Annotated in this window: 26 protein-coding genes; 17 read left to right on the top strand and 9 right to left on the bottom strand. The window is 68.9% G+C overall.

Going from position 1 to position 22694, the window contains the following annotated elements; genetic code table 11:
• Positions 1-5: 5 nt before the first annotated feature.
• The 4 genes from AC3EO7_RS12620 to AC3EO7_RS12605 all read left to right on the top strand — a co-directional run bounded on the left by AC3EO7_RS12620 (position 6) and on the right by AC3EO7_RS12605 (position 3153).
• The gene (locus tag AC3EO7_RS12620; RefSeq protein WP_431967212.1) at positions 6-944 is read left to right on the top strand and encodes a bifunctional MaoC family dehydratase N-terminal/OB-fold nucleic acid binding domain-containing protein; all 939 of its coding nucleotides are present in this window, start codon (positions 6-8) and stop codon (positions 942-944) included.
• A complete protein-coding gene (locus AC3EO7_RS12615; RefSeq protein ID WP_435591260.1) occupies positions 941-1399 on the top strand; it encodes a MaoC family dehydratase in 459 nt (152 codons plus the stop codon). Before AC3EO7_RS12620 ends, AC3EO7_RS12615 begins: the two co-directional genes overlap by 4 nt.
• Complete coding sequence (locus tag AC3EO7_RS12610) at positions 1392-2567, top strand: lipid-transfer protein (protein ID WP_435591259.1); 1176 nt, start codon at positions 1392-1394, stop codon at positions 2565-2567. Before AC3EO7_RS12615 ends, AC3EO7_RS12610 begins: the two co-directional genes overlap by 8 nt.
• A gap of 148 nt (positions 2568-2715) precedes the next feature.
• Entirely contained in the window at positions 2716-3153 is a 438-nt protein-coding gene (locus tag AC3EO7_RS12605; RefSeq protein ID WP_431967206.1) for an NUDIX hydrolase, read from the top strand.
• A 191-nt stretch (positions 3154-3344) separates the two neighbouring features.
• On the opposite strand, the gene AC3EO7_RS12600 is transcribed toward AC3EO7_RS12605, so the two are convergent.
• A complete protein-coding gene (locus AC3EO7_RS12600; protein WP_435591258.1) occupies positions 3345-3923 on the bottom strand; it encodes a TetR/AcrR family transcriptional regulator in 579 nt (192 codons plus the stop codon).
• Between the two features lie 79 nt (positions 3924-4002).
• Between AC3EO7_RS12600 and zapE the strand changes: the two genes are divergently transcribed.
• The 6 genes from zapE to AC3EO7_RS12570 all read left to right on the top strand — a co-directional run bounded on the left by zapE (position 4003) and on the right by AC3EO7_RS12570 (position 9257).
• A complete protein-coding gene (gene zapE / locus AC3EO7_RS12595) occupies positions 4003-4950 on the top strand; it encodes a cell division protein ZapE (RefSeq protein ID WP_431967202.1) in 948 nt (315 codons plus the stop codon).
• Between the two features lie 127 nt (positions 4951-5077).
• The gene (locus AC3EO7_RS12590; protein WP_431967200.1) at positions 5078-6037 is read left to right on the top strand and encodes a DUF4129 domain-containing protein; all 960 of its coding nucleotides are present in this window, start codon (positions 5078-5080) and stop codon (positions 6035-6037) included.
• Entirely contained in the window at positions 6034-6531 is a 498-nt protein-coding gene (locus AC3EO7_RS12585; protein ID WP_435591257.1) for a hypothetical protein, read from the top strand. Before AC3EO7_RS12590 ends, AC3EO7_RS12585 begins: the two co-directional genes overlap by 4 nt.
• 28 nt (positions 6532-6559) lie before the next feature.
• Complete coding sequence (locus AC3EO7_RS12580) at positions 6560-7522, top strand: AAA family ATPase (RefSeq protein WP_431967196.1); 963 nt, start codon at positions 6560-6562, stop codon at positions 7520-7522.
• Positions 7519-8802, top strand: coding sequence for a DUF58 domain-containing protein (locus tag AC3EO7_RS12575; RefSeq protein ID WP_435591256.1), 1284 nt, complete (start codon positions 7519-7521; stop codon positions 8800-8802). The genes AC3EO7_RS12580 and AC3EO7_RS12575 overlap by 4 nt, the downstream gene beginning before the upstream one ends.
• Positions 8799-9257, top strand: a complete 459-nt coding sequence (locus tag AC3EO7_RS12570; protein WP_435591255.1) for a hypothetical protein — start codon at positions 8799-8801, stop codon at positions 9255-9257. Before AC3EO7_RS12575 ends, AC3EO7_RS12570 begins: the two co-directional genes overlap by 4 nt.
• 198 nt (positions 9258-9455) lie before the next feature.
• Here AC3EO7_RS12570 and AC3EO7_RS12565 read toward each other — a convergent pair whose 3' ends face one another.
• Together AC3EO7_RS12565 and kstD are read right to left on the bottom strand one after the other, a co-directional pair.
• Complete coding sequence (locus AC3EO7_RS12565) at positions 9456-10316, bottom strand: MaoC family dehydratase (protein WP_435591254.1); 861 nt, start codon at positions 10314-10316, stop codon at positions 9456-9458.
• Positions 10317-10714: 398 nt separating this feature from the next.
• A complete protein-coding gene (gene kstD / locus AC3EO7_RS12560; RefSeq protein ID WP_435591253.1) occupies positions 10715-12439 on the bottom strand; it encodes a 3-oxosteroid 1-dehydrogenase in 1725 nt (574 codons plus the stop codon).
• Positions 12440-12544: 105 nt separating this feature from the next.
• On the opposite strand from kstD, the gene AC3EO7_RS12555 reads away from it, so the two are divergent.
• From AC3EO7_RS12555 to AC3EO7_RS12530, 6 genes are all read left to right on the top strand, one after another.
• Positions 12545-14170, top strand: coding sequence for an FAD-binding protein (locus tag AC3EO7_RS12555; RefSeq protein ID WP_435591316.1), 1626 nt, complete (start codon positions 12545-12547; stop codon positions 14168-14170).
• A 1-nt stretch (position 14171) separates the two neighbouring features.
• Positions 14172-14957 (top strand): 2-keto-4-pentenoate hydratase, encoded by a 786-nt coding sequence (locus AC3EO7_RS12550; protein ID WP_431967186.1) that lies wholly within the window; start codon positions 14172-14174, stop codon positions 14955-14957.
• A gap of 102 nt (positions 14958-15059) precedes the next feature.
• Positions 15060-16004 carry an acetaldehyde dehydrogenase (acetylating) gene (locus AC3EO7_RS12545; RefSeq protein WP_435591252.1) on the top strand — a complete coding sequence of 315 codons (945 nt, stop codon included), beginning with the start codon at positions 15060-15062 and terminating at the stop codon, positions 16002-16004.
• 12 nt (positions 16005-16016) lie between these two features.
• Positions 16017-17054 carry a 4-hydroxy-2-oxovalerate aldolase gene (gene dmpG / locus AC3EO7_RS12540; protein WP_431967182.1) on the top strand — a complete coding sequence of 346 codons (1038 nt, stop codon included), beginning with the start codon at positions 16017-16019 and terminating at the stop codon, positions 17052-17054.
• 197 nt (positions 17055-17251) lie between these two features.
• A complete protein-coding gene (locus AC3EO7_RS12535; RefSeq protein ID WP_431967180.1) occupies positions 17252-18058 on the top strand; it encodes an SAM-dependent methyltransferase in 807 nt (268 codons plus the stop codon).
• Between the two features lie 108 nt (positions 18059-18166).
• On the top strand, positions 18167-18313 hold the full coding sequence (locus AC3EO7_RS12530; protein WP_431967178.1) for a DUF1059 domain-containing protein: 147 nt from the start codon (positions 18167-18169) through the stop codon (positions 18311-18313).
• 44 nt (positions 18314-18357) lie between these two features.
• Here the strand turns inward: AC3EO7_RS12530 and AC3EO7_RS12525 are convergent, their stop codons facing one another.
• The 6 genes from AC3EO7_RS12525 to AC3EO7_RS12500 all read right to left on the bottom strand — a co-directional run bounded on the left by AC3EO7_RS12525 (position 18358) and on the right by AC3EO7_RS12500 (position 21859).
• Positions 18358-18774 carry an ArsR/SmtB family transcription factor gene (locus tag AC3EO7_RS12525; protein ID WP_435591251.1) on the bottom strand — a complete coding sequence of 139 codons (417 nt, stop codon included), beginning with the start codon at positions 18772-18774 and terminating at the stop codon, positions 18358-18360.
• The gene (locus tag AC3EO7_RS12520; RefSeq protein ID WP_431967174.1) at positions 18774-19430 is read right to left on the bottom strand and encodes an SRPBCC family protein; all 657 of its coding nucleotides are present in this window, start codon (positions 19428-19430) and stop codon (positions 18774-18776) included. The genes AC3EO7_RS12525 and AC3EO7_RS12520 overlap by 1 nt, the downstream gene beginning before the upstream one ends.
• A 259-nt stretch (positions 19431-19689) precedes the next feature.
• Positions 19690-20076 (bottom strand): DUF5615 family PIN-like protein, encoded by a 387-nt coding sequence (locus AC3EO7_RS12515; protein ID WP_435591250.1) that lies wholly within the window; start codon positions 20074-20076, stop codon positions 19690-19692.
• Positions 20073-20306 carry a DUF433 domain-containing protein gene (locus AC3EO7_RS12510; protein ID WP_431967170.1) on the bottom strand — a complete coding sequence of 78 codons (234 nt, stop codon included), beginning with the start codon at positions 20304-20306 and terminating at the stop codon, positions 20073-20075. The genes AC3EO7_RS12515 and AC3EO7_RS12510 overlap by 4 nt, the downstream gene beginning before the upstream one ends.
• Positions 20307-20396: 90 nt before the next feature.
• Positions 20397-21167, bottom strand: a complete 771-nt coding sequence (locus AC3EO7_RS12505) for a glucose 1-dehydrogenase (RefSeq protein ID WP_435591249.1) — start codon at positions 21165-21167, stop codon at positions 20397-20399.
• 113 nt (positions 21168-21280) lie between these two features.
• Positions 21281-21859, bottom strand: a complete 579-nt coding sequence (locus AC3EO7_RS12500) for a DUF2867 domain-containing protein (protein ID WP_435591248.1) — start codon at positions 21857-21859, stop codon at positions 21281-21283.
• A 234-nt stretch (positions 21860-22093) separates the two neighbouring features.
• Here AC3EO7_RS12500 and AC3EO7_RS12495 point away from each other — a divergent pair, with 234 nt between their 5' ends.
• A complete protein-coding gene (locus tag AC3EO7_RS12495) occupies positions 22094-22657 on the top strand; it encodes a TetR/AcrR family transcriptional regulator (protein ID WP_435591247.1) in 564 nt (187 codons plus the stop codon).
• Positions 22658-22694 lie beyond the last annotated feature (37 nt).

Raw genomic sequence — 22694 nt, 5'->3', positions numbered from 1 at the left:
GCGTCGTGCCGGACACGTCAACGCCGGAAGCGATCGTCGCCGCCGCCGAGAAGATCATCGCGGCGGGCGAGTGCGCGCCGCGCCTCGCGCGCGACCCGGTGAACCAGCCGATGATCAACAACTGGGTCGAGGCCATCGGCGACACCAACCCCATCTACGTCGACGAGGCCGTCGCTCGCGCCGCGGGCCACCCTGGCATCGTCGCGCCGCCCGCGATGGCGCAAGTGTGGACCATGTTCGGGCTCAACGGTGTTCGCCCGGAGGACGATCCGATGGGCGCCACCACCGAACTGCTCGACGAGGCGGGCTTCACCTCGGTGGTCGGCACCAATTGCGAGCAGATCTACCACCGCTACCTGGTGCCCGGCGAACAGGTGACCGTCACCAGTCGGCTGGAGACCATCACGGGACCCAAGCGCACCGGGCTCGGCGACGGCTGGTTCGTCACCTTCCGCACTTCGTGGCGGGTGGGCGACGAGCTCGTCACCGAAATGCTGTTCCGGATCCTGAAATTCGCGCCGGGCACGGCTGCCGCTCCGGCGCAGCCCGCGGGCGAGCGGGTCAAGCCGCTGGTCTCGCACGACACCGAATTCTTCTGGGAAGGAACGAAGCTCGGCGAACTGCGGATCCAGAAGCTGCCGGACGGCACGCTGAGGCATCCGCCGGTCCCCGCGCTGTGGCAGGACAAGTCCGAGCCGACCGAGTACGTGGTCGCCTCGGGGCGCGGCACGGTGTTCAGCTACGTCGTGCATCACGCGCCGAAAGTGCCGGGGCGGCAGCTGCCGTTCGTGGTCGCGCTGGTCGAATTGGAGGAGGGCGTGCGCATGCTCGGTGAACTGCGTGGCATCGATCCGGCCGAGGTCGAGGTCGGCCTGCCGGTGCGGGTGGAGTTCGAGAAGCTCGACGACGAGGCCGTCCTGCCGTATTGGACGGTGAACAAATGACGACAGCATCGCGAAGCGATTCGGTGAGGGGTGGTGGTCGGGTGACGGGTGAGCCCACCGCCGCGCAGGTCGGCGCGACGCTGCCGGAACTGGTCGTGCACGCCGACCCGACCTTCGTGATCAGCACGGCCATCGCCACCCGCGATTTCCAGGACGTGCATCACGACAGAGACAAGGCCGTCGCGCGCGGATCCAAGGACATCTTCGTCAACATCCTCACCGACACCGGCCTGGTGCAGCGCTTCGTCACCGACTGGGCGGGCCCGCGCGCCATCGTGAAGTCGATCGCGCTGCGCCTAGGGGTGCCGCTGTACGCGGGCGACACGTTGACCCTCACCGGCACGGTGAGCGCGGTCGATGGCGAGGACGTCCACATCGACGTCGTCGGGCGAGACAGCCTCGGCGACCACATCACGGCGAAAGTCGTCATCGCTCTGCGGGGTACGAATGACTGAGGCTCTGTCGGGACGCGCCGCCATCGTCGGCATCGGCGCCACCGATTTCTCCAAGGACTCCGGTCGCAGCGAGTTGCGGCTGGCGGCCGAGGCGGTCACGGCCGCCCTCGCGGACGCGGGCCTGACGCCCGCCGACGTGGACGGGCTGACCACCTTCACCATGGACACCAATACCCAGGCGGCGGTCGCGAGGGCGACGGGCATTCCGCAGCTGAAGTTCTTCAGCCACATCGGTTACGGCGGCGGCGCGGCCTGCGCGACCGTGCAGCAGGCCGCCATGGCGGTGGCCACCGGCGTCGCCGAGGTGGTGGTCGCCTACCGCGCCTTCAACGAGCGCTCGGTGTCGCGGTTCGGCCAGTTCTCCACGGCGCTGGCCACCGCGCCGACCTCGTCGGGCATCGACGCGGGCTGGTCCTATCCCCAGGGGCTCGGCACGCCCGCCGCCCAGGTCGCCATGGTGGCGCGCCGCTACATGCACGTCTACGGCGCGACCAGCGAGGATTTCGGCCGGGTCGCCGTCGCCGACCGCAAGCACGCCGCGGTGAACCCGGACGCCTTCTTCTACGGCAAGCCGATCACCTTGGAAGACCACCAGAATTCGCGCTGGATCGCCGAACCGCTGCACCTGCTCGACTGCTGCCAGGAGTCCGACGGTGGCGTGGCCATCGTGGTGACGAGCGTGGAGCGGGCCCGCGACCTGCCGCAGCGGCCCGCGGTGATCGCCGGAGCCGCGCAGGGTTCCGGCGCGGACCAGTACGTGATGACCAGCTACTACCGCGACGCCATGTCCGGCCTGCCGGAGATGGGCCTCGTCGGCGAACAGCTTTGGGCGCAAAGCGGATTGGGCCCGGAGGACATGCAGGCCGCGATCCTCTACGACCACTTCACCCCGTTCGTGCTCATGCAGCTCGAGGAACTCGGGTTCTGTGGTCGGGGCGAGGCCAAGGAGTTCGTCAAGGACGGCGCGATCGAGCTCGGCGGCAGGCTGCCGCTCAACACGCACGGCGGCCAGCTGGGCGAGGCGTACATCCACGGCATGAACGGCATCGCCGAGGCGGTGCGCCAGATTCGCGGCACGTCGGTCAACCAGGTCGACGCGCTGCGCAACATCGTGGTCACCGCGGGCACCGGCGTGCCGACCTCCGGTCTGGTGCTCAGCGCCAGCTGATTCCGATTGCCTCCGTCGTTCCGCCGAACGCCGGGGTCCGGCCCCGCCACGGCGTCGGCTGTCCAGCCGGTGCCCGGCGTTCGCCGGAACGACGGAGGGTCCAACCCGTAGGTTGGAGCGGCACACTCGCCGCCACGGGAGGAGTCTCATGACCGACCGGCACATCGTCGACGTCCACATCCTGCTCGTCCGCGCGGGCGAAGTGCTGTTGAGCAAGCGGCGCAGCGCGGACGAGTTCGACGGGCGCTGGCACCTGCCCGCGGGCAAGCTCGAGACGGGGGAGTCGGCCACCGAGGCCACGGCCCGCGAGGCGATGGAGGAGATCGGCGTTGTCGTCGATCCCACGGATCTGCGCCACATCCACACCGCGCACGTCGTCTCTCCGGGCCGAGAAGCCCGCATCGGCCTCTTCTTCGAAGCCGTGACCTGGTCCGGCGAGCCGATCAATCGCGAGCCGGACAAGAGCTACGAGCTCGCCTGGTTCCCCCTGACCGCGTTGCCCCATAACCTCATCGAGTACCCCGCCGCAGGCATCCGCGCCTACTTCACCGGCGCCACCTACTCCCAACGCGGCTGGTCCGTCTAGCTCCCACACACCCTCCACCCGCCCCGCATAGGCGGTGCCTATGTGAAGAGTGCGAAAGATGTGTGGCCAGTCGCAGCGGAGCCTGACGAAGCGTCGCTGTGGCCCGTATACATCGACGTCACAGACCTTCTGCACGCTTCGCGCAGGTTGTGCGGTCTGCGAGGCGTGCGGAGGGTCTGCGAGATGGCAGGTCAGCGGTGGAGGTAGGTGGATAGGAGAGTGGTCAGCTGGCTGACGCTGGCGGGTGTGCCGGGTGGGAGGCTGCTGCGGTTGCCCGCGAAGCGGTCGAAGACCGCGCCCTCCAGGACAGCGATGAAGTCGGCGGCGGCGGTGTCCGGGTCTGGGAAGTCGTTGGCGCGGAACAGTTCCCGCGCGCCTTCCAGTGAGAAGAGGCTGTTGCTCAGCCGAGTGTGCAGTTCTGGATCGCCGACCAGGTCGACGATCAGGGCGTGCCGGGCGATCAGATGGTCGCGGCGTTCGAGGAGGAGCCGGTCCAGCCAGACCGCGATGCCGTGGGCGACGGACGGCAGGTCGGCCGTCTCGGGTGCGGCGAATTCCGCTGCGACGAAATCGCTGCGGGAACGGGCGGAGATCCGGTCGGCGATCGCCTCGATCAGCGCGCGTTTGGTGCGGAAGTAATACGAGGACGATCCGGGCGGCAGCTCCAGTGCCGTGTCCAGCGCGCGATGCGTCAGCGCGCGAATCCCGCGGCGGGCGATCAGTTCGATGGCCGCGTCGACGATCAGGATGCGCCGGTCGGTTGTGGACATCGTCACCTTCCCTGGTCGAGTCCCGCTCCGTGCTCTACAACTGTAGAGGATTCTACATCTGTAGAGATGGGAGGCTCGGATGACGATCGAACTCGACGCGGATCAGCGCGCGGCCGCCGACCGGCTGGCTCGCCTGGTGGACGGGCGCGGTCGTCCGGTCAAGGGCGCGCGCGGGGTCTACCTGTACGGACGACCCGGCCGCGGCAAGACCATGCTGATGGACCGCTTCCTCGCCACCGTCGCTCCCGACCGTGTGAAGCGCTACCATTTCCACCGGTTCTTCGCCGAATTACACACCGCCGCACACGAATCCGGATCCATCGACACCGCGATCGAGCGCCTGCTCGGCGCCGCCCGCCTGGTGTGCTTCGACGAGTTCCACGTGCACGACATCGGTGACGCGATGCTCATCGCCCGCATGCTGGACGCGCTGTTCGCCCGCCGTATCGCGCTCGTGCTCACCTCGAACTACCCGCCCGAGCAGCTGCTGCCGAATCCGCTGTTCCACGATCGGTTCCTGCCGACCATCGCGCGCATCGTCGAGCGCTTGGACGTGATCTCGGTGGACGGACCCACCGACTACCGCACGCTGCATCTGCGCGACGCTGCGAGCGGTTTCAGGGCGGGCCGCTACCTGATCGGGTGCGCGCCCACCGAGGGCGTGGTCGAGGTCCCGATCGGCGACCGCACGCTGCGGGCACGCGCGGTGGACGGCGACGCGATCACCGTCGATTTCACCGCGCTCTGCGGCGCCGCCACCTCGGCCGCCGACTACGTGCTGCTGGCTCAGCGTTTCCGGCGCTGGACGATCGAGGACGTGCCCCGGTTGCGGGAGGTGCCGCCGGACTGGGCGATGCGCCTGGCGAACCTCGTCGACGTGCTCTACGACGCCGATCTGGAACTGACGCTGTGCGCCGCCGCGCCGCTGCCGGAGCTGGTCGACGGCGTGGTCGGCGTTCCGGATATTTCGCGCACCGCCAGCCGTCTCTGTGAGATCTCACAACCGGTGACCGCCGCCGCTTGGTAGTGGGCCGACCTGCGGCGACTCGCCGGTAACCCAGTTAAAACGGAGGCGATCCGAAGTATTCGATTCCCTCCCGAGCGGACCGCTCGGCATGTAACTATGTGGCTGTTTCGAGCAGTACTCAGGTTTGGTGGTAACGCTGGTGGTCCGGGCGCGAGCGGCGATATCGCGCGTGATCGTGCTGATCACGCTGCTGGCCGTTGCCGCGATCACGCTGCGTGGGCACATCCCCGGCGCGGTCGAGACCGCCGATCGTGGCTCGGGGCCCAACGCGCTCGCCGTGGCCCTGATGCCGGTGCTGCTCACGGTTTCCGTGGTGATCCTGCTGGCGGGTGTGATCGCCAGCCAGCACCGGCTGCCGCTCGCCATGCCCGAACCGGATCGCGAGCGCGAGCGTCGGCAGTGGAAGCTCGGTCGCGTCGGCCTGCTGGTGCTCGCGGCGCTGGCCGGTCTCTCGTTGGTGCTCGCCGCGGCTTCCGCCGTGTTCTTCGTCGGCGCGGGCAGGCAAGTTCAGCCCGCTGAGCCCTCGCCCGCCACTGGGGAGGGCGCGCCGCCCGAACACCTTCCGACCACACCGCCGCCCCAGCCAGGCGGAGCGGAAAGCCTGACCGGCACCAGCCTGGTGCTGACGATCGTCGCCGCCGGTGTGTTGCTCGGCGTGGCGCTGGTCGGCCTCGTGGTGGTCGCGGCGACGGCCCGTCGCAAGCCCGTCCCCGCGCCGCCGCCGGAGGCTCCCACCCCGGCGACCGTGGTCGACTCGCTGGCCAGGGCCGCCGAAATGGGTCTGGCCGCGATGAACGCGCCGGGCCAGGACCCGCGCACCGCCATCATCGCCTGCTACGTCGCGATGGAGCGCGGCCTCACCGTCGACCGGGCCGCCGCCCCGTTGGCTTCCGACACCCCGATGGAAGTGCTGGCGCGCGCGTTCGAGCGCGGCGCGCTGCACGACGCCTCCGCGCGCGAGCTGGTCTCGCTGTTCGAGGAGGCCAGATTCAGCCCGCACTCGATGCTGGAGTGGCAGCGCATGCGCGCCGAACAACTGCTGCGCATCGTGCTCGCCGATCTGCAAGGGGAGGTGATGGCCGAATGAACAGGGCGGGGATCGCCGCGGCCGCGATACTCGCGGTGGTGGTGCTCGAACTGATCGCGTTCGGCAAAGCGCGCGGCGCCATGCTGCTGCTCGCCGCCGTCCCGGTCGCCCTCGCCCTCTTCCAGCTGATCTGGACGTTGCGCGAGCGCGAGAACGCGGAGCGCGACGACCACGCCGACGACATCGAGAACGGCCCGCTGGAGATGCTGAACCGCTGGCAGGCGCGGGCGCAGATGCTGGCCGACCGGGCCGACGGCAGCCGCGCCGACTGGGATCGGCACCTGCGTCCACTACTTGCCAAAGAATTCGAGTTGTCCACGGGCATGCGGGTAGCCAAGAACCGCAAGGCGACCGAAACGGCCGGGATTCTGCAGTTCGGACCGGAACTGTGGCGCTGGGTGGATCCGGCGAACTCGGCACTGCGTGATCAGACGACGCGCGCACCGGGTCGGGCGGCGCTGGACGAGATCCTGCGCCGTCTGCAGAGAATGTGAAATGGGTTGAGCAAGTGCGAGTAGACAAATGACGATGCCACTGGACGTGACCGTCCAGCGCACCGATGCGGTGCTGCGGGAGCTGTCCCGCGTCATCGTGGGCAAACGCGACGAAATGCAGCTGATCATGATCGCTGTGCTGTCCGGTGGGCACGTCCTCATCGAGGACCTGCCCGGACTCGGCAAGACACTGATCGCGAGGTCCTTCGCCGCCGCGCTCGGCCTCGACTTCACCCGGGTGCAGTTCACTCCCGACCTGCTGCCCGCCGACCTGCTCGGCTCGACCATCTACGACATGAACTCGGGGCGGTTCAACTTCCGTCGCGGTCCGGTGTTCACCAACGTGCTGCTGGCCGACGAGGTGAACCGCACCCCGCCGAAGACCCAGGCCGCGCTGCTGGAGGCGATGGCGGAGGGACAGGTCAGCATCGACGGCGAGACCTTCCCGCTGCCGCAGCCGTTCATCGTGCTCGCCACCGACAACCCCATCGAATACGAGGGCACCTACCCGCTGCCCGAGGCGCAGCTGGACCGTTTCGCCATCCAGCTGCGGCTCGGATATCTCTCCGAGCACGACGAGACCCAGATGATCCGCAGGCGCCTGGAACGCGGCGCGACGCCGCCGCAGGTCGGGCAGGTGGTGGACGCCAATGGGCTGCTGGAGATGCGGCAGTCGGTCGAATACGTCACGGTGCACCCCGACGTGGTCGGCTACGTCGTCGCCCTGGCCGGCGCGACCCGCGGGCATCCGCAGGTCGAGGTGGGCGCGAGTCCCCGCGCCGAACTGGATCTGGTGCAGATGTCGCGGGCCCGCGCGCTGCTGCTCGGCCGGGACTACGTCATCCCGGAAGACGTCAAGGCGCTCGCGATTCCGGCCATGGCGCACCGGATCACACTGCGCCCCGAGATGTGGGTGCGCCGGATCCGCGGCGAGGACGTGATCGCCGAACTGCTGCGCCGCCTGCCGGTCCCGCGCGCCACCCAGACATGACCCGCTCCAGGCACCGCGACGCGAGCGCCACCGTCGAGGCCGAATTGCGGTGGCGTCCCGCGCCTCTGGTGTACATGCTGGCGGGCTGCGCCGCGGTGGCACTGGTGGTCGCGGTGGTCGCCGCGCGCTGGCAGCTGGTGGTCTTCGCCGCGCCGCTGCTCGGCGTGCTCGCGACCGCGTCGTGGCAGCAGTCGCGGACCAGGATTCAGGTCGACGGCGGCGGCACCCTGCGCTGCTTCGAGACCGAGGAGGTGGTGCTCACCGTCGCCGCCTTCGTGGAGTCGGGGCACGCGCTGCTGCGCCTGAAACCGCAGGCGGCACCAGAGCTCGGGGTCGAGATCGAAGAGGCGAGCGACTCCGGGGCGGCGCCCGCCGGGCTGCGGCTGGCGCTGGAGGCCCGGCGCTGGGGCCGCTACCCGGTGTCGGTGCGGGTGTCCGCGCTCAGCCCGGCGGGACTTGCCATCGCCACCGCGACGCTGCCCGCGGGACAGTTGTTCGTCTACCCGGTGACCGATCCACAGCGAATGCGTTTGCCGCGCACCGAACTTCCCGAACGGCTCGGCACCCACCTGACCCGTCGCCACGGGCCCGGCGTGGAGTACGCCGACATCCGCGCCTACGCGCCGGGCGATCAGCTGCGGATCGTGAACTGGCCGGTGAGCGCCCGGCGCGGTCGGCTCTATGTCACCGAGCGGCTGACCAACCGGTCCGCCGACGTCGTCGTGCTGGTCGACACCTCGCAGCAGGCGCCCGGCCCGGCGACCGATTCGCTCGAGCTGTCGGTGCGCGGCGCGGCCCAGGTCGTGCAGTCCACTCTGCAGGCGGGCGACCGGACCGCCGTGGTCTGCCTCGGCCAGCGTCCGCGCTGGCTGCGCCCCGACATCGGGCGGCGTCAGTTCTACCGCATCGTCGACACCGTGCTCGACGTCGGCGACGAGCACATCCCCACCACCGGCACCCTGGCCCCGCACGCCGCGGTGCCGGTCGGCGCGATCGTGGTGGCGTTCACCACGCTGCTCGACACGCAGTTCGCGCTGGCGCTGATCGATCTGCGCAAGCGCGGGCACGTCGTGGTGGTGGTGGACGTGTTGCGCGGCACGCCGTTTCGCGAGGGCCTCGACCCGACGCTGGCCCGCATGTGGCAGCTGGAACGCGCCTCCATGTACCGCGACATGGGCACGGTCGGCGTCGACATCGTGCCGTGGGCGCAGGACGCCAGGCTCGACGAGATCATGCGCCTGCTGCCCGAACACCGTCGCACCGTGCGGGTGCGCCGATGACCAGATTCCTCGCCGTCCTCGCCGGCGTCCTGCTCGTCGCCTCGGTGATCCTGATGGCGCCGCTCGCGGGCATTCCCGCGCTGATCCTGGGGGTCGCGGGCTGGTGGTTCAGACCCGCCGCGGTCGCCGCCGTCCTCGTCGCGATCGGCGCGCTCGCCTGGGCCGACACCGGCGTACTCGCCGCCGCCGCAACGGGTCTGGTCGCCACCACCTACCTGCTGAACGCGGCCACCGTGACCGCACCGATCGGCGTCGTCCCGACCACCCTGCCCTCGGTCGTCGGCGCCGTCGGCTTCGCAGCCTGCGCGGTGGGCGCGGCCCTGCTCCCGCTGCGTCTGGCCTGGGCCCCGGCGATCGCGCCGGTCGTCGTAATCGTGTTGTACGCCTTGGTGATCCAAGGACTCGGGCCCCGCCGCAACAGCGTCGAGGAAATAGTCGGACCGCCGGTTGGCTGAGTCGTCGGTATCCGCTGCGTTCGCGGTAGTCGGGCCGTCGGCTGGGTCGGTCACCGGCATCGACCGGCCCTTGCCCCGGCCGCCGTCGCGATAGTCGTGCGTACCCACGTGACGGCGGCCGAAGTGGCTCGCCCGGCGGCACCGAACGCGATCGCAAGGGTTTGCGACGGCGGGCGTCCGAACGAGCCGCGCGGGCGTCTACCTGAACTTCAGGCTGACGTCCGCGAGCACCGGGGCGTCCTCGCGCTCGACCACCGTCGCGGCGATGACGAGCTCACCGTCGGTGCGCCAGATGCGGGTCCGGATGGTCTCGCCCGGGTAGAGCACACCGGCGAAGCGCGCGCGGAAACCGGTGACGCGGGTCGCGTCGGAATCCAGGGCGGTGTCGGTGGCGGTCTTGCAGACGATTCCGTACGTGCACAGGCCGTGCAGGATCGGATTGGGGAAACCGGCGGCGCGAGCGAACTCGGGATCGGAGTGCAGCGGATTGCGGTCGCCGAGCATCCGGTACAGCAGCGCCTGCTGCGGCAGCGTGCGCGTGGTGACGTCGAAATCCGGGGCGCGATCGGGCAGTTCCGACTTGGTGCTCGGCCCGCGTTCGCCGCCGAAACCGCCCTCGCCCTTGGCGAAGATGGAGGACCGGGTGGTCCACAGCGGCGCGCCGTCGGAGCCCGTGATGGTGTGCTCCTGCACGACCACCGCGGCCGAGCCCTTGTCCCAGATCTCGATGATCCGCCCGGTGCTCGTCGCCTTGCCCGCGGCGGGGATCGGCCGGTGCACCTCCACCTCCTGGTGTCCGTGCACCACCTTCGCCAGGTCGATGTCGATGCCGGGGAAGCTCACCTTGGGCGGCTCGGTCTCGTGCAAGGTCTGCGCCACGGTCGCGAACGTCGGCAGCACCTGCGGCTCCCGGTCGTCCAGGTAGCGCAGCTCGTCCGCCTCGGTCCACCGCGCACCCGCGCCGAGCCCGAGCTGATAGAGCTGCACATCCGACGGCGTCCACGCGAACTCCCGGCTCGGCAGCTCCGCGCCGAGTGCGATCTTCGGGTCGATGGGCATCAGTTCTCCTTGTGCATGGTTGTGGACGGATTCGGCCGCCCGGCCCACGAATCGATCCTGCGGGCAGGCGCGCCTCTCTAGCAATGCCATACCCACTCGCCGGGACAGCGGCCCCTCGAACGGAACCGAACCACGCCCGGCCACCGCGCAGCGCGACAGCGGCCCGCCGCCTGTAACCGAGCGAGCCCGGCTACCACGGAGCCGGCCCCGATCAGTTCCTCGCAGACCCTCCGCACGCTTCGCAGGGCGTACAACCTGTGCGAAGCGTGCGAAACGTCTGCGAGGACACGACATGGTTTCGCCCCAGGCGAGAGGGTGGCTGCCACAGACGGCGCACACGGTTCGCAGAGGCGCTGCCTGTGTGAACCCTGTGGGACCCGTGTGGCAAAGGCATTGCCCTACGCCTCGGAGGTCGCCGCGGCGGGCTGGTCCTGTTTGCGCTCGGCGATGTCGAGGACGGCGAGGTAGCCGAAGGCGATGGCGGGGCCGATGGTCGCGCCGGGCCCGGCGTAGGTGTGGCCCATGACCGGTGTCGAGCAGTTGCCCGAGGCGTAGAGGCCCTCGACGGTGCTGCCGTCTTCGCGGAGCACCCGGCCGGCGGAGTCGGCGACCAGACCGCCCTTGGTGCCGAGGTCGCCGGGCACCATCTTGGCCGCGTAGAACGGCCCTTGGACCAGGCCGGCGAGGCAGGGGTTCGGCTTCACGGTGGGGTCGCCGTAGTACCGGTCGTAGTGGCTGTTGCCGCGACCGAAGTCCTCGTCGGTGCCCGTCTCGGCGAAGGTGTTGAACCGCGCGACGGTGGCGCTCAGATTCTCGGCGGGCACGCCGATCGCGGCGGCCAGCTCCTCGAGACTGTCGGCCTTGACGATGTTGTCGTTTTCCATCCAGCGGGACGGAAAGCGCAGACCAGGCTGTAGTCCGGCGAAGATGTAGCGGTTCCGGTAGCGCTGGTCGAACACCAGCCACGCGGGGATGTTCTCCCCGGGACCTTCACCCTGCCCGTATTCGCCGCCGTACATGGTGTGCCCAGCCTCGACGTAAGGAGCGGACTCATTACCGAATCGCTTGCCGTCGTGGTTGACGATGACGCAGCCGGGCAGATTGCGCTCGGCCAGGGCGAACCACGGCCTGCCGCCCTTGAAAACGGTCGGCCCCCACCAGGCGTCCTCCATGAAGTCGATCGCGCCGCCCGCCTCGATGCCCGCCAGGATGCCGTCGCCGGTGTTCCCCGTCGCACCGGTCGTCCACTCGGTGGTGATGGGCTGGCGCTGGTACTTCGCCCGCATCTCCGCGTTGTGCTCGAAGCCGCCGCTGCCGAGCACGACGCCGTGGCGCGCGGTGAACACGACCGGCTTGCCGTCCCGCATCGCCTCGACGCCGGTGACCACGCCGTCCTCCACGATGAGCTTGGTCATCGGAGTGTTCAGCAGCACCGGCACGTTCGCGTCGAGCAGCCCCTTGCGCATGGCGGCGATGATGGCCTGGCCCATGCCGACGATGTGCTTGCCGGTGAACTTGGCCCAGTACGTGCGCGCGCCGACGCGCATCGCCCGCATCATGCCCTTCGGGTGGCGGCGAATGAGGTTGAGGCGAACGAAATCCGCCTGCATGACCACCACGTTCAGCGGCGCCTTGGCGTAGGGCGGTTCCAGGTTTTCCCGCTCCGCGCCGAGGACCTTCAGATTGAACGGCTTGGGCTCGCAGGAGCGTCCTTCGCCGAGACCGCCGGGCGCCTCCGGGTAGTAGTCCGAATACCCGGGCACCCACTTCATCTTCAGCGGGGTGTGGTCGAGCACGAAGTCGAAGGCCTCGGCGCCGCGGTCGATGTAGGTGTCGATCCGATCCTTGGGCACGACATCGCCGACGATGCTGTGCAGGTAGGTGCGTGCGTCCTCGCGATCGTCGGGGCGACCCGACGCGCGCAGCGCCTTGTTGCCAGGGATCCACACGCCGCCACCGGAGCGCGCGGTCGACCCGCCGTAGTGCGCGGCCTTTTCGATGATGACCGCGCTGAGGCCGTGGTGAGCGGCGGTGAGGGCGGCGGTCATACCCGCGGCGCCGCTGCCGACGACCACCACGTCGTAGCTGTGTGGCTCGAGAACCGGATCTGTCATGTAGAACACGTTATAGAATGGACGCGCCATTGGTCTATGTTGTGTGGCAGAAGACTTGCTCGGCGTTCCATTTGTCGAGGAAACTTGTTTCAGTTTCAGACCGGAGTGAAGTACATGGGCCTCGAATGGGACCTGACCGCTGACGTGATCGTCGTCGGATACGGCGCCGCGGGCGCGTCCGCCGCGCTGGAGGCGACGGAGGCGGGCGCGCAGGTGCTGGTGTTGGAACGGTTCACCGGCGGCGGCGCGTCCGCGCTGTCCGGCGGCATCATCTACGCGGGCGGCGGTACGTCGGTGCAGCGCGAGGCCGGGGTGGACGATACCCCGGAGCAGATGCTCGCGTATCTGGAACGCGAGGTCGGCGCGGCCGTCACACCGGCCACCCTGCGCCGCTTCGTGGACCAGAGCCCGGCGATGATCGAGTGGCTGAAGGGGCACGGCGTGCCCTTCGAAGCCTCGCTCTGCCCGTACAAGACCTCGTATCCGAACGACAGCTACTACCTGTACTACTCCGGCAGCGAGGTCTCCGGCTACGGCCGCGAGGTCGCCGAACCCGCGCAGCGCGGCCACCGCGTCAAGGGCAAGGGCACCTCGGGCAAGCAGCTCACCGGTCCGCTCGCGGCCTCGGCCTCGCGTCGCGGTGTGCGCGTCGAAACACTCACCACGGCAACGCGATTGATCACCGACAGTAACGGCGCGGTGATCGGCGTCGAGTGCCGGTCGCTGCGCGATGCGCCCGGCCGGATCAGGGAACGCTACAGCCGCATGGCCAAGCTCGCCGCCAAGCCCGGCATCTACTATCCGCCGCTGCGCAAGTCGATGGAGCAGCGCCTCGAGGTGCTCGATCGCCGGTACGGCACGACGATTCGCGTGCAGGCGCGGCGCGGCGTGATCGTCAGCGCGGGCGGCTTCATCGCCAACCGCGCCATGCTCGCCGAATACGGCCCGCAGTATCGCGCCGGTCTCGCGCTCGGCACCACCGGCGACGACGGCAGCGGCATCCTGATGGCGCGCACGGCCGGTGCGGCCACCGACCGCATGGGCAACGTCTCGGCCTGGCGATTCATCCTGCCGCCCAGCGCTTTCACCGGCTCGGTGCTGGTCGACGCGCACGGCCGCCGGGTGATCGACGAGACCCGCTACGGCGCGGCGGTCGGCCATGCGCTGATCAACGAGCACGAAGGCAAAGGCTGGCTGCTCGCCGACGCGAACCTGATGCGCACCGCGATCCGGCAGATCCGCACCCAGGCGACCTGGTTCCAGCGCGCCCAGTTCGAGGTGATGCGCCGCAGCGCGGTGCGCGGCGCGACGCTGGAAGTCGCCGCGGCCAAGGCGGGCATCGATCCGGCCGGGCTGCGCGCGACCGTCGACGCGCACAACGCCGCCATCGCGAACGGCGCGCCCGATCCGGCCGGCAAGCCCGCCGAGTTCACCGAACCCGTGCGCAGCGGCCCGTACTGGCTGTTGGATGTGGGGATCAAACCGAGCCTGACCAACCCGTGCCCGATGCTCACCCTCGGCGGCGTGGTCGTCGACGAGCGGACGGGCGCGGTGAAAACCGCTGACGGCGACAACATTCCCGGCCTGTACGCCGCGGGCCGGACCGCCGTCGGCATCTGCTCGGACTCCTATGTCAGCGGTCTGTCGCTGGCCGACTGCGTCTTCTCCGGTCGCCGCGCGGGACGGTCCGCGGCGAGCGAACAGGCCGTCCTCGAAAAAGCAACAGTGGAAGGAAACTAGCGTGCTGACCGACGCGGTACGAACCGAACTCGCCGACGAACTCGCGCGGGCCGAGAACGATCGGGTCGCCATCGACCCGCTGGTCGCGCGATACCCCGACATCGACGTGGTCGACGCCTACGAGATCCAGCTGATCAACATCCGCCGCAGGCTCGACAGCGGCGCGCGCGTGGTCGGCCACAAGGTCGGCCTCTCGTCCAAGGCCATGCAGCAGATGATGGGCGTGGACGAGCCCGACTACGGACATCTGCTCGCGGAAATGCAAGTGTTCGAAGACGTTCCGGTCGAGGCGGGCCGCTACCTGTTCCCGCGCGTCGAGGTCGAGGTCGGGTTCGTGCTCGGCGCCGACCTGCCCGGCGCGGACTGCACCGAGGAGGACGTGCTCGCCGCGACGGTCGCCTACGCGCCCTCGATCGAGCTGATCGATTCCAGGATCAAGGACTGGAACATCGGCCTGTGCGACACCATCTCGGACAACGCGTCCTCGGCGGGCTACGTGCTCGGACCCGAGCGCGTCGCGCCGAAGGACATCGACATCAAGGCCATCGACGCGGTGCTCACCCGCAACGGCGAGGTCGTCGCGGAGGGCCGCAGCGACGCGGTGCTCGGCGACCCGGTCATCGCGGTGGCCTGGCTGGCGCGCAAGGTCGCCTCGTTCGGGGTGCGGCTGAAAAAGGGCGACGTCGTGCTGCCCGGCTCCTGCACCCGCGCCATCGACGCCCGTCCCGGCGACCAGTTCCACGCCGAGTTCGCCGGACTCGGTTCGGTCCGACTGCATTTCACCTGAGCCCACCACAGAGCCCACCCGCCCCGCCGGCTTCGCCGGCTGCCAACCCCCAGAGCCCACCCCCGCCGGCTTCGCCGGCCGCCATCCCCAAGGAGGCCAACCGTGTCCGACAGGACCGTAACCGCCGCGATCGTCGGGTCCGGCAACATCAGCACCGATCTGCTCTACAAGCTGCTGCGCTCGGAGGTCATCGAGCCGCGCTGGATGATCGGCATCGATCCGGAGAGCGAGGGCCTGAAGCGGGCCCGCGGGCTCGGGCTGGAGACCTCGCACGAGGGCGTCGACTGGCTGCTCGGCCAATCCGAACTGCCCGACCTGGTTTTCGAGGCCACCTCCGCCTACGTGCACCGCGCCGCCGCGCCGAGGTACGCCGAGGCGGGTATCCGCGCGGTGGACCTCACCCCGGCTGCGGTCGGCCCCGCCGTGGTGCCGCCGGTGAACCTCGGCGCCAACCTGGACGCGCCGAACGTCAACATGATCACCTGTGGTGGTCAGGCCACCATCCCGATCGTGGCGGCCGTCTCCCGCGTCGTACCGGTGCCGTACGCCGAGATCGTCGCCTCGGTGTCGTCGGTGTCCGCCGGGCCGGGCACCCGCGCCAACATCGACGAGTTCACCAAGACCACCAGCCGCGGCGTCGAGACCATCGGCGGCGCCGAGCGCGGCAAGGCGATCATCATCCTGAACCCGGCCGAGCCGCCGATGATCATGCGCGACACCATCTTCTGCGCCATTCCGGAGGACGCCGACACCGACGCGATCGCCGACTCCATCCACCGGATGGTCGCCGACATCCAGCAGTACGTGCCCGGCTACCGCCTGCTGAACGAACCGCAGTTCGACGAGCCGTCGGTGGTTTCCGGTGGCCTGGCGAAGGTCTCGGTCTTCGTCGAGGTCGAGGGCGCGGGCGACTTCCTGCCGCCGTACGCGGGCAACCTCGACATCATGACCGCCGCGGCCACCCAGGTCGGCGAGGTCATCGCGAAGCAGGTGAGCCGAGCGCAGCGAGGCGACGAATCAGACACAGCACGATCGGCCCGGGTGTAAGGAGCGTTCCCCATGGCATATTCAGCAGAACTCGATATCCGCGTCACCGACACCTCGCTGCGTGACGGCTCGCACCACAAGCGCCACCAGTTCACCGCCACCGAGGTGCGTGACATCGTCGCGGCGCTCGACGGCGCGGGCGTTCCGGTCATCGAGGTGACCCACGGCGACGGGCTCGGCGGTTCCTCGTTCAACTACGGCTTCTCCAAGACTCCCGAGCAGGAGCTGGTGAAGATCGCCGCCGAGACCGCCACGCAGGCCAAGATCGCGGTGCTCATGCTGCCCGGCGTCGGCGTCAAGGAGGACATCAAGGTCTCCCAGGACAACGGCGCGTCCATCTGCCGCATCGCCACCCACTGCACCGAGGCCGACGTCTCCATCCAGCACTTCGGCCTCGCCCGTGAACTCGGGCTGGAAACCGTCGGCTTCCTGATGATGTCGCACACCCAGCCGCCCGAGGTGCTCGCCGCGCAGGCGCGCATCATGGCCGACGCGGGCTGCCAATGCGTGTACATCGTCGATTCCGCGGGAGCTCTTGTCCTGGAGCAGGTTTCCGACCGCGTCGCGGCCGTCGTCGCGGAACTCGGCAATGATGCCCAGGTCGGTTTCCACGGCCACGAGAACCTCGACCTCGCCGTGGCGAACTCCATCTACGCCATCCGCGCGGGCGCCACCCAGATCGACGGCAGCGCACGGCGTTTCGGCGCGGGCGCGGGCAACACGCCGGTCGAGGCACTGGTCGGCGTGTGCGACAAGCTCGGCATCAGCACCGGCATCGATTTCTTCGCCATCGCCGACGCCGCCGAGGACGTCGTCCGCCCGGCCATGCCGCAGGAATGCCTGCTGGACCGCCAGGCCCTGATGATGGGCTACGCCGGTGTTTACTCCAGCTTCCTCAAGCACGCCGAGCGTCAGGCCGAACGCTACGGCGTCTCCGCCGCCGAGATGCTCGTGCGCGCGGGCAAGCGCAAGCTCGTCGGCGGTCAGGAAGACCAGCTCATCGATATCGCGCTGGAGTTGCAGCGCGAACAGCAGGCCGTCTCCGCCTGACCAGTGAAGCGACCGGCCCGCGGGTGGTTCGCCATCGCTCGCGGGCCCGGTCGCCCGACCGCCCGCTTCGGTTCGCCGAGGCCTTCGGCGGTCGAATTCGTCTGCGGTTCTGGACAGTCGGACGCCGAGCGCCTGTCACGGCAGTCGCTATCTCCTACTATTGGGCACACATTGTCCGGTGAATCGGGGGTGCGAAAGTGACCGACAGCTCCAACGCGATCGATCAGTCCAAGCCCAGCATCGCTCGGGTCTACGACTATCTGCTCGGCGGTAAGGACTACTACCCCGTCGACCAGGAGATCGGCGACCACTTCAAGAACAACCTCCCCGGTTCGGTGGTGATCGCCACCTCCAACCGGCAGGTATTGGTGCGCGCCGTAGGCGAACTCGCACAGGCGGGCCTGCGGCAGTTCATCGACCTCGGCAGCGGTCTGCCCACCTCCGACAACGTGCACCAGGTCGCGCAGCGGCACATTCCCGATGCCAAGGTGGCCTATATCGACAACGATCCCATCGTGCTCGCGCACGGACGCGCGCTGCTGGCGGCCGACGAGCGGACGGTCGTCATCCAGGCCGACGTCCGCGACCCGAAGACGATTCGCGAGCATCCCGAGGTCACCGGGCTGATCGATTTCGATCAGCCGGTCGCCGTCATCTTCAGCGCGATCCTGCATCACCTCAACGACGACGAGGATCCCGCCGACGTCGTTCGCTTCTGGAGCGACCAGATCCCCTCCGGCAGCGCGGTATTCATCTCGCACTTCCGCTCGGGGCACAACGCCGAGACGGCGGCGGTCGAGGCGAAGTTGCAGGCCACCTTCGGCCGTGGGCGCTGGCGCACCGACGAGGAGATCGCCGCGCTGTTCGGTGATCTCGAGATCCTCGAGCCCGGCATCGTCCCCGTCTCGCAGTGGCGGCCCGAGCCCGTCCAAGGCCCGACCGCCGTCCGCGAACTCACGGTCTGGGAGCAGCTCATCGTCGCGGGCCTGGCCAGGAAGCCGTAGATCTCGTATCCGAATTGCCCCTGTTCACACGATTGCTCATTCAGTTGGCGGCACGCGGCGGGTAGCGTCGAGTCCGCGCGACCTGTCGACTACGACCTAGGACGGATGATGAAGCGAAACCTGAACTGCCCCTGCGGCGAGGCCATCGTCGGGACCGACGAGGACGATCTCGTCGCGAAGACGAAGGCGCATCTGGCGGAGAACCACCCGGGGCACGATTACTCGCGCGACGAGATCCTTTTCATCGCCTACTGATTCGAGCGCTGCTCCACTTGGCCGCCGGTCGATCGGCGGCGATGTCATCCCGCTGTGCGTTCGTCAGGCGTGACGGCATTCCGCTGCGCCTCGGCACCAGGCGATGCGGTGGTGCGGCGGGACCTTTTTCCGCGTGCGATTTCGGTGGCGAGGGCGTCGAGCGGCTGGGTGAACTGGTGGAGCGGTTCGGTCAGCGCGGTCAGCCAGGCGCGGGCCGCGTCCACGCCCGCGGGGTCGAGGGCGTACAGGCGGCGGGTGCCCTCGGCCCGCACGCTCACCAGCTCGGCGTCGCGCAGCACCTTCAGATGCTGGGAGACGCCGGGCTGGGAGATCGAGGTGTACTGCTGCACCGCGGCGACCACCGCGCCCGCGGGCTGCTCGCCCGCCGCGACCAGTTCGAGAATGTAGCGGCGGATCGGATCGCCGAGCGCCTCGAAGATCTTCGCCGGAGAAGCGGCCATCAGGACTCGGCGCCGTCCTCGGGCTCGGTGGTGTAGAAGGTCACCGTCTGGTTCGCTGCCGTGATCGCCGCGGTCGGGTCGTCGCCGTCCGCCACCGCCGCGTCCGCCCACCCCTCGGCCGCCGCCCGGATGAACGCGATGCCCTCGGGAGTCGTGTGGAAGGTCAGCACCTCGGCGGCGTCGAGCACCGCAGAACTCGCCAGGTGCAGACCCAGACCCATGAGCGCGAGATCCCAGCCGACGCCGACGGCGCCCGGACCGTACTGCGCCCAGAATTCGGGATCCACCGGCGCTTCGTGCTCCAGTTGCAGCAGCGTCCCGTCCTCGTTCGGGCTCAGCGTGACCGTCAGCCACGACACCTGCGGCCCCATCTCCCAGGTCACCGCGAACCGCCGCGGTGCCTCGCACTCCTCGATCACCCCGTTCGCGTTCCCCTCGAGCTGATACCGCCCACCGACCGCCAGCTCCCCGCTCACCGGCAGGAACCACCGCGGAATCCGCTCCCCGTTCGTCAACGCGTCCCACAGATCGGCCTGATCGGTCGGATAACTCCGCCGAGCCACCGCGATCCGCGTCGTCTCCCCACCCCTCGACCCGGTACGAACCTCACGAACCACAAGCCCGGCGATCCCCGTGGGATCAGTCAACAAGGGCATGACAACCTCCTTTGATAAGTTGGAGCTTATATTAGCGGATGCGCGTGCCCGCGCCTGCGAATCCGTAGACACGCGCCTGCGTACGAGGTGATGCCTTCGGGTATCGGAGAGTCCCACCCAGGCGAAGGCCGAGAAGAGCAGTTGTGATAGCTACGCTTCTCTCGGACTGGACCTGCTCTCAGAGCTGGAAGGATGCGCGGGATTGATCGCGCCCGCGATCCGCGAGTAGCGCAGCCTCGTCGCGTGACAGGAGTGGTCCTCACTCGCCGAGGTCTTGCCGCGGCTCGTCTCGGTATCCGTGGCCGATCAGCCGATCTCGCCCCATCTCCACGACTGGGCAGGATTCCAGCAGACCCACCACGTCGCCGAGGTGCACGGCAAAGATTTCCAAGAGTGCCTTGTTGGTCGTGTTGCCTGTCGCGACGATGAGTACCGGCTTGGGGCACTTCTTGATGACATGGCTGACCCAGAAGTCGCGATCCTTCGTAATGACAACCCGGCCCTCTCGGTCGGTGCGGGTCGCGATCACGGAATCCGGCGTGCGGTTTCCCAGCGGGAAGTCGCTGGTGTGCACGGCGTCGTGGCCAGCAGGCGACAGCAAAGTGACGAGCTGGCGGGGAAGCTGTGCGTCGACGAGGAAATTCACGCGGCGTCGAAGGGGATGGTTGTCCGCTGCGCCGTCACCACGGCGGCGTACTCGAGCGCTGCGAGGATGTCCTCGTACTCGAGATCCGGGTAATCGCCGAGAATCTCGTCTGGGCGCATCCCCGATGCCAAGAGCTCGAGCAGCATCTCGACCGGATACCGCAGCCCCCGGAGCACGGGCTTGCCGTGGCAGATCTCGGGGTCTGTGGTGATGCGACCGAGTAGCGACATGGTTCAACTCTATCCAGTGCCGACGGTGCATCGAATCGAATTGTTTACGATGCACCGCACCGGCCTTCGCGGAGGGCGATGCGGCCCCGGCTACAGCATGCGTTCCGGGATGGCTGTGATGAGGCCGCCGTCGACCAGGAGATCTTGGCCGTTGATGTAGGAGGCTTCGGGGGAGGCGAGGAAGGCTACGGCGTCGGCGATGTCTTCGGGGGTGCCGAGGCGGCCCGCGGCCACGGCGGTGATGGCGGCGGCTTTGGCCTCAGGGGAGACGTTGTCGCGGTAGGAGGGGGTTTCGATGTAGCCGGGGCTGACGGAGTTGACGCGGATTCCCCTCGGGGCCAATTCGGCGGCGAGGGTGCGGGTGAGGTTGTGCACGGCGGCTTTGGTCGCGGAGTAGAGGGACGCGCCGGGAACGCCGCGGTGCAGGGCCCAGGAGGCGTTGACGACGACGGCCGCGTGGTCGGCCAGCAGCGGCAGGGTCTTCTGAACGGTGAAGAAGACGCCCTTGAAGTTGATGTCGACGACCTTGTCGAATTCGGCTTCGGTGATGTCGGCGGTCGGCTGGAAGGCCGCGACGCCCGCGTTGGCGAAGAGCACGTCGAGGCGGCCGTAGCGGTCGCGGAGGGTGTCCGCCAGCGCGTCGATGTCGTCGAGGTCGGCGACATCGCTGCGCAGGCCGAGGAGCCGGTCGCCGCCGTCCAGTTCTTCGACCGCCGCGTCCAGCCGCGTCTTGTCGCGGCCGGTGACGATCACCCGAGCGCCCTCGTCGAGCAAACGGCGGGCGGCGGCGAGTCCGATCCCGCTGGTGCCGCCCGTGACAAGGGCGATCTTGCCGTCGAAACGAGAACTGTTGGTGCGCACGGACGGAACCTCCCAGGAGAACGGTGTGACAGTACGAAAACACGTCCCCGGCCTGCTGGATTCCCTCCTCGAAGCGGCCCGCCGCGAGTCCGCCGACCGAATCGCGAACCGAGCTACGCGGACTGCCGCTGCCAGCCGCGCTCGAAGATCCGCATGAGCGCGGGATACACCAGCACGTACCGAAATGGCGCGATCGCGGCCATGTACGCCTTGCCGAAGAGCCCGTTCGGCTTGACGAGCACCGCCATCTGCCCGCGATAACCGCCGGATTCGTCGGGCACCCAGCCGATATGCATCACCGTGTGGACGGTGCGGTTGGCCATCTCGGCCGCCCACTCGTTCTCGGTGAGATACACCGAGGTGAATGGATACCCCTCGTTGTCGGGACCGCGCGGGCCGTCGCGCAGGTCGTCGGGCAGCCGCTCGCGCAGCGAGACGACCCGCGCGCCCACCGCCGAATCGGGGTCGTCCCAGCCGAGCAGCGCGCCGAGTTTCCAGCGGATGTCGAACAGGACGCGGAAGACGAGAGGTTGCGGGGTGTCGTGATCGGTCGTGATGAGCCGCACCAGGCGCGGCAGGTCGTCCGGACCGCCCGGTGTCGGCAGCGCCCACACATCCTCCACAACGAAATCGGGGGCGATCTCATGGATGCGCCATGGGCGCTCGGTGTGCGCGGTGTTGGGGATCTTCATTTCGGGCCTCGCTCTCAGGACAGGGAACGGAGTCTCAGGATTTCGCGCGGGCGTCGCTCCTGGGCGTCGAAGGCGACGTCCACATGCCGACCGTCATGTCGGCCTCCTCTCGCGACAGCCGACGGCATCGTCAATCGACCTATGCCGCAACAGCTTTCAAATATACGATGGCGTACATAATCGATAGTAGACCGCTCGCGAGGCGGTGTCGACACCCTCGGCGATACTGAAGGCATGGTCGCCGTCACACGGACACCCCGCAGCCGATGGATCGAGCAGGGGCTCACCGCTCTCGCGGCGGGCGGCCCGGACGCCGTGCGGATCGAGAACCTCGCCACGGCGCTCGGCGTCACCAAGGGCGGGTTCTACGGGCACTTCGCCGACCGCAACGCCCTGCTGGAGGAAATGCTCGACACCTGGGAGCGAGAGAGCACCGAGGCGGTGATCGAGCAGGTCGAACAGGAGGGCGGCGACGCGCGGACGAAGATCCAGCGCGCGGGCCTGCTCACCTTCTCCGACGATCGCCTGCGGCCGATCGACCTCGCCGTGCGCGACTGGGCCCGGCGCGACGCGGCGGTCGCCGCGCGCTTGCGTCGGGTGGACAACGAACGGATGGGCTATCTGCGCCGGCTGTTCGGCACCTACTGCACCGACCCCGACGAGATCGAGGCACGCAGCATGCTCGCCTTCTGCCTCGCGGTCGGCAAACACCTCCTGGCCGCCGATCACGGTGATCGCAGTCGTCGCGAGGTGGTCGCCCAGGCGTCGGCGTTCTTGCTCGAACCACCCGAGGAGTGACGCTGTGTTCGAGTGCCGGTGCCGAGCAGCGGCTGAT

It is taken from the genome of Nocardia sp. bgisy118, from assembly GCF_057708605.1.
This window is presented reverse-complemented; position numbering and strand designations above follow the sequence as displayed.